Source organism: Streptomyces fildesensis (assembly GCF_016107395.1).
GTDB classification, from domain to species: Bacteria; Actinomycetota; Actinomycetes; order Streptomycetales; family Streptomycetaceae; genus Actinacidiphila; species Actinacidiphila fildesensis.
Window position 1 is genome coordinate 56528 of sequence record NZ_JAAIKO010000007.1, and the last position, 12465, is coordinate 68992.

The 12465-nt window shown below is 69.0% G+C and carries 8 protein-coding genes; 4 read left to right on the top strand and 4 right to left on the bottom strand.

Annotated features, from left to right (window positions below; translation table 11 throughout):
- Nucleotides 1-53 precede the first annotated feature (53 nt).
- Together C6N31_RS13595 and C6N31_RS13600 are read right to left on the bottom strand one after the other, a co-directional pair.
- Nucleotides 54-2075: an NADPH-dependent 2,4-dienoyl-CoA reductase gene (locus tag C6N31_RS13595; RefSeq protein WP_138354231.1), complete on the bottom strand. Its 2022-nt coding sequence runs from the start codon at nucleotides 2073-2075 to the stop codon at nucleotides 54-56.
- Between the two features lie 130 nt (nucleotides 2076-2205).
- The gene (locus C6N31_RS13600; protein WP_138354232.1) at nucleotides 2206-3114 is read right to left on the bottom strand and encodes a LysR family transcriptional regulator; all 909 of its coding nucleotides are present in this window, start codon (nucleotides 3112-3114) and stop codon (nucleotides 2206-2208) included.
- A 105-nt stretch (nucleotides 3115-3219) separates the two neighbouring features.
- Between C6N31_RS13600 and C6N31_RS13605 the strand changes: the two genes are divergently transcribed.
- Both C6N31_RS13605 and C6N31_RS13610 read left to right on the top strand, forming a co-directional pair.
- A complete protein-coding gene (locus C6N31_RS13605; protein ID WP_138354233.1) occupies nucleotides 3220-3879 on the top strand; it encodes an ArsR/SmtB family transcription factor in 660 nt (219 codons plus the stop codon).
- Between the two features lie 27 nt (nucleotides 3880-3906).
- Nucleotides 3907-4653, top strand: a complete 747-nt coding sequence (locus C6N31_RS13610) for an SRPBCC family protein (RefSeq protein ID WP_138354234.1) — start codon at nucleotides 3907-3909, stop codon at nucleotides 4651-4653.
- An 86-nt stretch (nucleotides 4654-4739) separates the two neighbouring features.
- On the opposite strand, the gene C6N31_RS13615 is transcribed toward C6N31_RS13610, so the two are convergent.
- A complete protein-coding gene (locus tag C6N31_RS13615) occupies nucleotides 4740-6425 on the bottom strand; it encodes a glycoside hydrolase family 99 protein (protein WP_138354235.1) in 1686 nt (561 codons plus the stop codon).
- A 472-nt stretch (nucleotides 6426-6897) separates the two neighbouring features.
- Between C6N31_RS13615 and C6N31_RS13620 the strand changes: the two genes are divergently transcribed.
- Nucleotides 6898-10857, top strand: a complete 3960-nt coding sequence (locus tag C6N31_RS13620; protein ID WP_198357664.1) for a discoidin domain-containing protein — start codon at nucleotides 6898-6900, stop codon at nucleotides 10855-10857.
- 158 nt (nucleotides 10858-11015) lie between these two features.
- Nucleotides 11016-11516, top strand: a complete 501-nt coding sequence (locus tag C6N31_RS13625; RefSeq protein WP_138354236.1) for a cupin domain-containing protein — start codon at nucleotides 11016-11018, stop codon at nucleotides 11514-11516.
- A 24-nt stretch (nucleotides 11517-11540) separates the two neighbouring features.
- On the opposite strand, the gene C6N31_RS13630 is transcribed toward C6N31_RS13625, so the two are convergent.
- The gene (locus C6N31_RS13630) at nucleotides 11541-12320 is read right to left on the bottom strand and encodes a DUF6227 family protein (RefSeq protein WP_138354237.1); all 780 of its coding nucleotides are present in this window, start codon (nucleotides 12318-12320) and stop codon (nucleotides 11541-11543) included.
- Nucleotides 12321-12465 lie beyond the last annotated feature (145 nt).

Below are 12465 nucleotides of genomic sequence, written 5' to 3' on the forward strand. Positions count from 1 at the left end.
CGGACGATGGACGTACTGGGAGGCATCCTAGGATCGGCGCCGCCGGCGCGCCGTCAGAGCGCCGCCGCCAGCTCGGTGCCCTGGCGGATCGCGCGCTTCGCGTCGAGTTCGGCGGCGACGTCGGCGCCGCCGATGAGGTGCGCCGAGTGCCCCGCCTCGCGCAGCGCCTCGTACAGGTCGCGGCGCGGCTCCTGGCCGGTGCAGAGCACGACGGTGTCGACGCCGAGGACCTCGCTCCTGCCGTCGACCGTCACATGGAGGCCGGCGTCGTCGATGCGGTGGTAGGTGGCGCCGGCGACCATCGTGACGCCGCGGTGCCGCAGTTCGGTGCGGTGGATCCAGCCGGTGGTCTTGCCCAGCCCCGCGCCGACCTTGCTCTCCTTGCGCTGCAACAGGTGCAGGCTGCGCGGCGAGGTGGCCCGCTCGGGCTTGCGCACTCCGCCCCGCGTCTCGTAGCCGGGGTCGATCCCCCACTGGCGGAAGAAAGCCTCGGGGTCGAGGCTCGCCGCGTCGCCGCCGTCGCTGAGGAACTCCGCCACGTCGAAGCCGATACCGCCGGCGCCGAGGATCGCGACGGACTGCCCGACGTGGGCCCCGTCGCGCAGCACGTCCAGGTAGCTGAGGACGCTGGGGTGGCCGACTCCCTCGATGTCCGGGGTGCGGGGGACGACGCCGGTGGCGAGCACGATCTCGTCGAACCCTTCGGCGGTGAGGGTGTCGACGGTGACGGTGGTCTTCAGCCGGACGTCGACGCCGTGGAGCTCCAGCTGCTCGCGGTAGTAGCGCAGCGTCTCGTTGAACTCCTCCTTGCCCGGGACCTTGCGGGCGATGTTGAGCTGTCCGCCGATCTCGGTCGCGCCGTCGAAGAGGGTGACCGCGTGCCCGCGTTCGGCGGCCGAGACCGCGAAGGCGAGTCCGGCCGGCCCCGCGCCGACCACCCCGACGCTCTTGCGGCGCCTGGTCGGCTGCAGGATCAGCTCGGTCTCGTTGCAGGCGCGGGGGTTGACCAGGCAGGACGTGATCTTCCCGCTGAACGTGTGGTCCAGGCAGGCCTGGTTGCACCCGATGCAGGTGTTGATGGTGGCCGACTGCCCGCGCCGGGCCTTGGCGACGAAGTCGGGGTCGGCCAGCAGCGGGCGGGCCAGCGACACCATGTCCGCGCAGCCTTCGGCGAGCAACTGCTCTGCCAGTTCAGGGGTGTTGATCCGGTTGCTGGTCACCAGGGGGATGCCCACGGAGCCCATGACCTTCTTCGTCACCCAGGTGAAGGCGCCGCGCGGGACGGAGGTCGCGATCGTCGGGATACGTGCTTCGTGCCAACCGATGCCGGTGTTGATGATGGTCGCGCCGGCCGCCTCGATCTCCTGGGCGAGAGTGATCACTTCCGCGAGGGTGGATCCGCCCGGTATGAGGTCGAGCATCGAGAGCCGGTAGATGAGGATGAAGTCCGGGCCGACCCGCTCGCGGACCCGGCGTACGATCTCGACCGGGAAGCGGATCCGGTTCCGGTACTCGCCGCCCCAGCGGTCCTGCCGCTGGTTGGTGGGTGCCGCGATGAACTCGTTGAGCAGATATCCCTCGGACCCCATGATCTCGACGCCGTCGTAGCCGGCGAGCTGCGCGAGCGCGGCCGCCCGTACGAAGTCCTCGACGGTCTGCTCGACCTCGTCCTCGGTCAGCGCGTGGGGGGTGAAGCCGCTGATGGGCGCCTGGAGGGCGCTGGGCGCGACGAGATCGGCATGGTGCGCGTACCGGCCGAAGTGCAGGATCTGCATCGCGATCTTCGCGCCCTCGCGGTGCACGGCCGCGGTCACCGCGGTGTGCTGCTCCGCCTCGGCCTCCGTCGTCAGCTTCGCACCGCCCTCGTACGGGCGCCCCGCGTCGTTGGGGGCGATCCCGCCGGTGACCATGAGGCCGACGCCGCCACGGGCGCGGGTGGCGTAGAACTCGGCCATCCGCTCGAAGCCGCGGGGCGCCTCCTCCAGACCGACGTGCATCGAACCCATCAGCACCCGGTTGGGCAGGGTGGTGAAGCCCAGGTCCAGCGGGCTCAGCAGGTGGGGGTAGTCGCTCATCAGGGGGCCTCCTCGCGCGAACTCTTAGCGCAAGTTCTAGACGAGTCGAGCCGATTATGCAACAAGTTGCATAGAGGGGGGCGGCCACCTCGTGGGCCACGAGGTCGAGGCGGGAGCATCCTCCGCCGGCTCAGGCCGGAGCATCCTCCGTCCGCTCCGGCAGCGCGGCGCGGGCCTGCCGGACCAGGGCGCGGGCCGCCGGGCCCGACGGCCCCTCCGCGCGCCAGGCGAGGGCGAGGCGCCCGCGCAGCTTCGGCCGGACCAGGTTCACCGCGTGCAGTTCACCCGGGTAGGAACGGGCGAGCGACTCGGGCAGGATCGCCACGCCCAGCCCCCGGATGGCGAACTGCGCGAGGACGGTGGGATCCGCCGCCTCGAACGCGATCCGCGGCCGGAAGCCCGCCGCCGCACAGGCGAGGTCGACCACGGTGCGCAGCCCGGTGCCGCGCGGCAGGCACATCAGGGGACGGCCGGCGAGGGCGTCGAGCGTGATCGAGGTCCGGGCGGCCAGCGGATCGCCGGGGGCGACGGCGACGACGAACGGCTCGTCGACGACGACCTGCACCCCGATCCCCGGCGGGAGCTCGCCCGCCAGGCTGACGACCGCAACGTCCAGCCGCCCTGTGAGCAGCGCCTGGAGCAGGTTGTCCGAGGTGTCCTCGATGAGGCCGATCTCCACCGCGGGGTGGCTGTGATGGAAGTCGGCCAGCAGCCCGGCCAGGTCGACGGCCTGCCCGAGCGAGGTCACGGTGCCGACCGCGACATGCCCGCGGACCAGGCCGGCCAGTTCTTCGACGGCCTGCCGGGCGCCGGCGACGGCGGCGAGCGCCGCCCGCGCGTACGGCAGCACCGCGGCGCCCACGTCGGTGGGCCGGACCGTGCGGCCGGAACGGTCCAGCAGGTCCTGTCCCAACTCCCGTTCCAACTGCCGGATCTGGGCGCTCACCCCGGGCTGCGCCACATGGAGCTTGGCCGCGGCCTTGGTGAAACTCGCCTCTTCGGTGACCGTCACGAGGTATTCCAGCTGGCGCAGTTCCATAACCCGGAACGCTAGCAGTAGCACCGTCCAGACTCATGGCTTATGGACTCCTCCGACAAGAAGATACGTCTGGACAAAAATATTTGTCGGTGAGAGCCTGGAGCCATGTTGGACGTGACAGTGATCGAGGACCCGGCAGCCGCCGAGGTCTCGCTTGCGCCGATAAGGGCCCGGCTCCTCGCCGAGCTGATGGAGCCCGCCTCGGCGACCATGCTTGCGGCCCGGGTCGGCCTGCCCCGGCAGAAGGTGAACTACCACCTCAAGGCGCTGGAGCGGCACGGCCTGATCGAGCTGGTCGATGAGCGCAGGAAGGGCAATGTGACCGAGCGGATGATGCGCGCGACGGCGGCGTCGTACGTGATCTCGCCGCTCGCGCTGGCCGCGGTGCAGCCCGATCCGGCCCGCTCCCGTGACCAGTTCTCCGCCCGCTGGCTGCTCGCGGTCGCCGCGCGCCTGGTGCGTGACGTCGGCACGCTGCTCACGGGCGCGGCCAAGGCTCGCCGGCCGCTCGCGACCTTCGCGCTGGACGGCGAGGTGCGCTTCGCCTCCGCCGCCGACCGGGCGGCGTTCATCGAGGAACTGGCGGCCGGAGTCGGCGCGCTGGTTCTGAAGTATCACGACGCGTCGGCGGAGGGCGGCCGGGACCACCGTGTGGTCGTCGCCGTCCACCCGACCGTCAAGATGCCGGCGGTCGGCCCGGCCGAGTCGCTGCCCGCCGCGGACGAACGCACCACGGCCGCATCCCCCACCGACAAGCCCGTATAGCCCGCATAACCCGTACAAGGAGTCACCATGTCCAAGGAATTCGAGATCATCCGGGAGTTCGAGGTCCAGGCGACCCCCGAGCAGGTCTGGGAAGCGCTCACCGAAGGTACGGCCGGCTGGCTGTGGCCGATGGAGTACGAGCACCGCGAGGGCGGCGCGGCCCCGTTCGGCGGCACCGTGACCGCCTGGGATCCGCCGCACCGGCTCACCGGCCGGGTGGAGAGCCCGGAGGGCGTGGAGAACCAGACGTTCAATCAGCTGGACCACGTCATCGAACCGCGTGAGGGCGGCCGCGCCTGGGTGCGCTATGTGCACAGCGGCATCTTCGTCGACGACTGGGACAACCAGTACGACGGCGCCAGCAAGCACACGGACTTCTATCTGCACACGCTGCGGCAGTACCTCGAGCACTTCCCCGGACTGACCCCGGTCTACGCCGCGGTCGAGGGCCCGACGGCGTCCGGTGCGCCGGACGCGTTCACCGTGCTCGGCAGGGCGCTGGGGCTGCCCGACGACGCGGCGGCTGGCACCGCGGTACGGGTCGGGCTGCCCGGCCCCGACGCGGTCGACGCCGTGATCGACTACCGCAACCAGTACTTCATCGGCCTGCGCACCGCCGATTCGCTCTACCGCTTCTTCGGCAGGAACGCCTTCGGCGGAACGGTCGGTGTCGTGGTGCACCGGTTCGGCACCGGCCATGACGCCGACGCCGAACCGGGCGTGAAGGGGACCGAAGCCACCTGGCAGAACTGGATCGACGGAGTGTTCGCCTGACGGCCTCCGGTGAACGCGCCGGAATGAGCCGCCAGCCGCCCTCAGGACCCGTAGACCTGGAACCGGGATGAGCCGTCAGCCGGCCCTCAGGACCCGTAGACCTGGAATTCGGCGACCTGCCCGGCCGGCCACCCCGTGTTGGCGGTGAAGCTGAGCCGCAGATAGCGGACGGTCGCGGTGGCCGCGAAGGTGATGGTGGCCTTGTTGCCGGTGGCCGGGTCGAAGGTGTAGCCCGCCGGGCCGGCCACCGTGGCGAAGTTCGAACCGTCGGTGCTGCCCAGGACGGAGAGCGTCTGGGTCCTGGCTCCCCAGGCGGTGGCCGGCGGCACGGACAGAACGACGCGCTTGGCGCCGGTCGCGGCACCGAGATCGACCTGGAGCCACTGCGGGAACGCGTTGTTGGCGCTCTCCCAGTAGCTGTTGGCGTCACCGTCGACGGCGTTGCCCGAACCGTAGCCCTGCGTGTGGCTGCTCTCCGACGTCGGCCGGTGCAGCGCCAGGTTGGTGTCGACGGGAGGGGGCCCGCCGCTGGTGACCGGGGCGGTCGGGCGGACCGGGGTCAGCGCGAGCTGCCCCTTGAGCATTCTGCCGCCGTCGGCCGTGAGCCGCAGATAGTAGTCCGCCGAGCAGGCCGTCCCGTCCTCGTCCAGCCCCAGCAGGCCGGAGCCGACCGGGACGGTCGCCGACGTCTCGGCCGTCTTGGCGATCTGGTTGCCCTCGTTGTACTCGTCGAACATCGAAATGTAGATGCCCTGGGCGCCCGCCCGGACCACGTTGTAGAACTGCCGCCACATGAAGTCGCCGTGCGCCCGCTGCCGTCCGCCGACGTCGCCGGGGAGCACGCACGGTTGGTAGTCGATGCCGTGGGCGTTGCAGTCGGCCTGGTCGGGCACGGTGCACAGGTCGTAGAAGTGGTCGGAGTCGCCCGCGTTGCCGATCCGGCCCACCATCCACGGGGAGAGCATGTGGAAGGCGCGGTAGACGTCGAGGTACCCGGGCTTTGAGTCGTTGACCCCGGTCCGCCAGTACGTCGGGACGCCGCCCATGACGTAACAGCCCTGGCTCTTGAACCAGTTGACGACGTCGAGGCAGGCCGCCGGGGACCAGGGGTGGTTGTCGTCGGCGAAGCCGAAGCCCCAGATGCCCACGACCGGCTTGCCGTTCTGCCGCGCGTACGCGGCGGAGGACGTCAGCGCCGACATCTTGGCGGTCCAGTCGGCCTTGATCTCCGGCTGCATGTTCGCCCAGCCGCTGACGTCGTACATCACGTAGAACTTGCGGTCGTTGGCCTCCGCGGCAGCCCTGACCTTGACGGCCATCGCGTCGCGGGTGGCGCCCTCGCCGCCGTTCGGGTTGAACCGCTGCAGGGCCGCGGTGTCACAGCCGTTCTGCCGCATCGACAGGAAGTGGGCGTTGACCGTCTGCTGGTCGTAGGAGGAGAAGAGCGTCGCGGGCTGCCCGTTGCCGAGGTTGCCGTAGGCGGTCCGGTAGGCGCCCGTGTAGTCCCGCATGTCGGGCCATGCCCTGATCGCGTTGTTGGACGGGGACGGCGGCTGGGACCAGTTCTGGCTCCAGTGCCACCAGCCGTTGATGGGCGCTCCGTCACCGGGGGCGGCGAACCAGCCCTGATAGCCGACGGTGATCTTCCCGACCACGTCTCCTGGAGGGCTCGCGGCAACGGCCGCCGCCCCGAGCGTCCCGGTGGCCGGCAGGGCGCCGAGGGCGACTCCCGCCGTCACCGATCCGATGAACACCCGGCGTGAGATCCCCATGTGGACTCCTCCCGTTGTGCACGGTTGCGCGCCGTTGACCGGTCAGCGGCAGATCGTAGCCACGGCGAAACACTGCCGCAATAGAGCACGCAGGATGAGCAATATATGTGAAGAGATCTGCAAATTAGGCCCACTTGCAGCTCGCAACGGGTGGAGTGCAGCATTCCGTCCAGCGTTTACCCCTCGACCGCCCCACCGGTCCCTGCCGGACCACTCGGTTCCGGACACCCACAAGCCGATCTTGCGGGGGCGTAGACGTGGCTGTAGCACGTCTGTAACACTCTGCTAACCCAACGCAAATTCATTGCAGAGTGATGTTCATTCCTTACCATTCTCCGCAACTTCGACGGCGAGAGCGTGGCCGTGGCCTCACTCGCCCCCCATTCCTGACACTCCGGACGAGAGACAGAGGAACGCAGTGAGATCGAAGCGGATACCCAAGCTGGTCGCGGGCTCGCTCGCGGCCAGTCTGATGCTTCTCGGCGGGCCGGTGCTCCGGGCCGCGGCGGCCGAGGCCGCCCCCAATGTGGCGGCGGGGAAGACGGCCTCGGCCAGCGCCTCCAGCGGCGGCAGCACGGCCGGAAACCTCAACGACGGTGACCAGTCCACGTACTGGGAGGGCAACGGCAGCGCCCTCCCGCAGTGGGCGCAGGTCGACCTCGGGCGCAGCAGAACCATTGACCAGGTGACTCTTAAGGTCCCGGCCGGCTGGTCGAGTCGCACCCAGACGCTCGCCGTGCAGGGCAGCGCGGACGGCACGAGCTACGAGACGATCGTCAGTTCCGCCAAGTACGTCTTCGCTCCCAGCTCCGGCAACGCCGTGAAGATCACGTTCCCGGCGGCCAACACCCGTTTCGTCCGCGTCGCCGTCACGGCGAACACCGCCAAGCCGGCCGCTCAGATCTCCGAACTGCAGGTCTCGGAGGCGGCGGCCTCGACCGTCAACCTCGCCATCTCCAAGACCACCACGGCGAGCAGCTCCAACTCCCCCTACGTGGCGGGCAACGCCAACGACAGCAACCAGGCCAGCTACTGGGAGAGCAACAACAACGCCTTCCCGCAGTGGATCCAGGCCGACCTGGGCGCCACCGTCGGCGTGAACCAGCTGGTGCTGAAGCTGCCGGCCGGGTGGGAGACCAGGACCCAGACGCTGTCGGTCCAGGGCAGCACCAACGGCTCGTCCTTCACCGACATCGCCGCGTCCAAGGGCTATGTCTTCAATCCGTCCGCCGGTAACACCGTGACGGTCGACTTCAACACGATCAACACCCGGTACGTACGGCTGAACATCACCGCCAACACCGCCTGGCCCGCGGCCCAGCTGTCCGAGTTCGAGCTGTACGGACCGACGACGGGTGACACGCAGGCGCCGACCGCGCCGACGGGCCTGGCCTACACACAGCCGGCGTCCGGCCAGATCAAGCTGACCTGGAACGCCTCGACGGACAACGTCGGCGTCACCGGCTACGACGTGTACGCCAACAACGTGCTGCGCACCAGCGTGGCCGGAAACGTACTCACCTACACCGACAGCCAGCCCGACTCCGCGACCGTGGCCTACTACGTCAAGGCCAAGGACGCGGCCGGCAACGAGTCCGGCAACAGCAACACCGTCACCCGCACGGGGACCGGTGGCGGCGGCTCGAACCTGGCGGTCGGCAAGGACATCACCGCCTCGTCCACCATCCAGAACTTCGTCGCCACGAACGCGAACGACAACAACGTGGCGACCTACTGGGAGGCGAACGGCGGCAGCTACCCGAACACGCTGACCGTCGCACTGGGCTCCAACGCCGACGTCAACTCGGTCGTGGTGAAGCTCAACCCTGACGGCGCCTGGTCGACGCGCACCCAGACCATCCAGGTCCTCGGACGTGAGCAGAGCTCCTCGACCTTCACCAGCCTGACCTCACCGACCGTCTACACGTTCAACCCGGCCTCGGGCAACACGGTGACGATCCCGGTCGGCGGACGGGTCGCGGACGTCCAGCTCAAGATCACATCCAACTCCGGCGCGGGCGGCGGCCAGGTCGCCGAGTTCCAGGTGATCGGCACACCGGCTCCCAACCCGGACCTGACCGTGTCGGCACTCACCGCCTCGCCCGCCTCGCCGGTCGAGACGGACCCGATCACACTGTCCGCGACGGTCAAGAACATCGGCCCCGCGGCCGCCGGCGCGACCAACGTCAACCTCTACCTCGGCACCACGCTCGCCGGTACCGCGCCGGTGGCCGCACTCGCGGCCGGGGCGTCCGCCACCGTCTCCGCCAACATCGGCGTACGCAACGCGGGCTCCTACCCGCTGAGCGCCAAGGTCGACGAGGCCAACACGGTCATCGAGCAGAACGAGGCGAACAACAGCTTCAGCAGCCCGAGCCCGCTGGTCGTCACCCCGGTGGCCAGCTCCGACCTGATCGCGTCGCCCGTCAGCTGGACCCCGGGCAACCCGGCGGCCGGCAACACGGTGACCTTCTCCGTGGCCATCAAGAACCAGGGCACCGTGGCCTCCGCGAGCGGCGCCCACGGCATCACCCTGACGGTCACCGACACCACGTCCGGATCCGTCGTCAAGACGCTGACCGGGGCGTACAACGGGGCGATCGCGGCCGGCGCCACGGCGAGCCCGGTCAACCTGGGCACGTGGACGGCCGGCAACGGCAAGTACAGCGTCAAAACCGTCCTGGCCAACGACGCCAACGAGCTGCCGGTCAAGCAGGCCAACAACACCAGCACCCAGTCGCTGTTCGTCGGACGCGGCGCCAACATGCCGTACGACATGTACGAGGCCGAGGACGGCGTCCTCGGTGGCGGCGCGGCAGTCGTCGGACCGAACCGGACCGTCGGCGACGTGGCCGGCGAGGCATCCGGCCGCAAGGCCGTCACCCTGAACTCGACCGGCTCATCCGTCGAGTTCACCACCAAGGCCAGCACCAACACCCTGGTCACCCGCTTCTCCATCCCGGACGCCGCGGGCGGCGACGGCATCAACTCCACCCTGGACATCTACGTCAACGGCAGCTTCCTCAAGGCCATCGACCTGACGTCCAAGTACGCCTGGCTGTACGGCAACGAGACAGGTCCCGGCAACTCGCCCGGCGCCGGCGGCCCGCGGCACATCTACGACGAGGCCAACATCATGCTCGGGACGACCGTCCCGGCCGGAGCGAAGATCAAGCTCCAGAAGGATGCCGCCAACACCAGCACCTACGCGATCGACTTCATCAACCTCGAGCAGGCCACCGCTATCGCCAACCCGGACCCCGCCAAGTACACGGTGCCGGCGGGCGTCACGCATCAGGACGTCCAGAACGCGCTCGACAAGGTCCGGATGGACACCACGGGCACCCTGGTCGGCGTCTACCTGCCCCCGGGCGAGTACCAGACGGCCAGCAAGTTCCAGGTGTACGGCAAGGCTGTGAAGGTGGTCGGCGCCGGTCCCTGGTTCACCCGGTTCAACGCGCCCTCGACCCAGGCCAACACCGACATCGGTTTCCGGGCGGAGGCCTCCGCGAACGGCTCCTCGTTCTCGGGCTTCGCCTACTTCGGGAACTACACGTCGCGGATCGACGGCCCGGGCAAGGTGTTCGACTTCTCCAACGTCGCCAACATCTCCATCGACAACGTCTGGAACGAGCACACGGTGTGCCTGTACTGGGGCGCCAACACCGACAACATCTCCATCACGAACAGCCGTATCCGTGACACGTTCGCCGACGGCATCAACATGACGAACGGCAGCACGGACAACCACCTCAACAACATCGAGGCCAGGTCGACGGGCGACGACAGCTTCGCGCTCTTCTCCGCCATCGACGCCGGCGGGGCGGACGAGAAGAACAACGTCTTCGAGAACCTGACGTCGATCCTGACCTGGCGCGCCGCCGGTGTCGCGGTCTACGGCGGCTTCGCCAACACCTTCAGGAACATCTATATCGCCGACACCCTGGTCTACTCGGGCATCACGATCAGCTCGCTGGACTTCGGCTACCCGATGAACGGCTTCGGCACCGACCCGACCAACCTGCAGAACATCTCGATCGTGCGGGCCGGCGGGCACTTCTGGGGCAGTCAGGTCTTCCCGGCCATCTGGGTCTTCTCGGCCTCGAAGATCTTCCAGGGCATCCGCGTCAGTGATGTGGACATCGTGGATCCGACCTACAGCGGCATCATGTTCCAGACGAACTATGTCGGCGGACAGCCGCAGTTCCCGGTGAAGGACACCATCTTCACCAACATCTCCATCACCGGCGCCCATAAGAGCGGCGACGCCTTCGACGCCAAGTCCGGCTACGGCATCTGGGCCAATGAACTGCCCGAGCCCGGCCAGGGCCCGGCCGTCGGCACCGTCACCTTCAACAACCTTCGGATGAGCGACAACTTCCAGAACATCAAGAACACCACCTCGACCTTCACCATCGTCCAGAACCCGTAAGGAGCAGAGAGCCAGTCAGCTGGACGCGAGTGCCGCCGGGAGACCTGACCGCTCCCGGCGGCACTCGTGTGTGCGGGTGGGGATGTTGCGGCGATCCGGCCCCGGAGCTGCGGACTCCGGGGTGACAATGCTGTGATCCACTCTCGAAGGAGCTGACCATGTCGTACCCGGAGCCCCGCTACCTCGGGGACAAGGGTGAGATCAACGCGGTGTTCCGGCCCTCGGACACCGAGGCGGAACTGACCTCCGCCTCGGGGAACCGCACCCACTACCTCGCGACGCACGCCACCACGGGGGGTGAGTTCGGGCTCTACAAGGTGGACATGGGCCCGAAGTCGCCCGGCCCGAAGACTCACTTCCACAAGTCGATCTCGGAGTCCTTCTTCGTGCTCTCCGGCGAAGTGGGCCTGTACAACGGCGAGAAATGGATCACGGCCGGCGCCGGTGACTTCCTGTACGTCCCGGTCGGCGGGCTGCACGCGTTCAAGAACGACTCCGACGAGCCCTCGTCCATGCTGCTGCTCTTCTCCCCCGGCGCTCCACGCGAGGAGTACTTCGAGCGGGTCGCGGAGATGGCGCAGCGCGGCGGCCAGGAGTTCGCGGACTTCCTGGTCCGGCACGACAGTTTCTTCGTCGACGAGGAGGAGCCCACCCGCTAGGGACTGTCCGGCCCTTCGGTGGGATCAGAGCGATTCGAGGCGCCGTTCCGCCGAGTCGCGGGCCGTGTCCCTGCGGTCGTAGACCTCGCAGACGGGGTGCCGGTCCGGCGTCATGGAGTGGTCCACCTCCCAGAGGCTGATCTCCTCGCCGCCCGGGAGCAGGAACGCGTGCTCGTACAGGGTCCAGCCGGCGCAGCGCTCTTCGATCATCCTGCTGTTGTTGCCCGCGAACGCTATGTCGTGGCCGACGGCGGAGAGCACCCGCAGGCGGACCGTTTCGCCGGGGAGGTCGGGGTTGACCGCCCGGCGCAGCAGCCGCACCGCGTGGTCGGCGGAGTCGGCCGCCTCGTACCTCCGCCGGCGGCGTGTGGCGGAGGGCGTGAAGTGCAGGTCGAACCGGCTCTCCGGCGGGTCCCCGAGAGCACGGCTGTGCTCCAGGTCGCCGAACCGGATGTCCACCGCCAGCTCGGCCGAGAGCAGTGCCGGCTCGTCCGCGAACACCTCGTGGACCAGGTGTTCGCGGGGGCCGGTGTCGTGCTCCAGCTCCCAGAGGACCGGCGTCGTGCCGTCCGGCAGCAGGAAGACATGCCGCAGGGTGCGGCGGCTGAGCAGCCGGCCGGGCTCCCTGCTGCAGCGGTTCGAGACCAGCTCGGTGCGGTGCACGATGGCGGTGCGCAGCCGTGCGAGCAGTGCCGCGGTGACCGGTGCCGGCCGGCCCGCGCGGGCCAGTAACCCGTCGAGGTGGTCGGACGGGGTCCGGTCGTTGAAGTCGTCTCGCGGCATGGTGGGTTCCGGGTAGGTCATGTGGCCCTCTTGATGATCACGTCCCTGCCGTTCAGGCGCTCAGAGTAGTGGTCCATACACACTCTGTGCCAGTGGTTGTGCGATGTTCGTACCCACTCCGGAGAAGGTCGCGGTCAGGGCGCGCGGTGCCCACCGCATGACGCCG

Coding starts and splice junctions, on each gene's coding strand:
- C6N31_RS13595 (WP_138354231.1), bottom strand. CDS start 2,075: ATGAGCGACTACCCCCACCTGCTGAGCCCGCTGGACCTGGGCTTCACC.
- C6N31_RS13600 (WP_138354232.1), bottom strand. CDS start 3,114: ATGGAACTGCGCCAGCTGGAATACCTCGTGACGGTCACCGAAGAGGCG.
- C6N31_RS13605 (WP_138354233.1), top strand. CDS start 3,220: ATGTTGGACGTGACAGTGATCGAGGACCCGGCAGCCGCCGAGGTCTCG.
- C6N31_RS13610 (WP_138354234.1), top strand. CDS start 3,907: ATGTCCAAGGAATTCGAGATCATCCGGGAGTTCGAGGTCCAGGCGACC.
- C6N31_RS13615 (WP_138354235.1), bottom strand. CDS start 6,425: ATGGGGATCTCACGCCGGGTGTTCATCGGATCGGTGACGGCGGGAGTC.
- C6N31_RS13620 (WP_198357664.1), top strand. CDS start 6,898: ATGCTTCTCGGCGGGCCGGTGCTCCGGGCCGCGGCGGCCGAGGCCGCC.
- C6N31_RS13625 (WP_138354236.1), top strand. CDS start 11,016: ATGTCGTACCCGGAGCCCCGCTACCTCGGGGACAAGGGTGAGATCAAC.
- C6N31_RS13630 (WP_138354237.1), bottom strand. CDS start 12,320: ATGACCTACCCGGAACCCACCATGCCGCGAGACGACTTCAACGACCGG.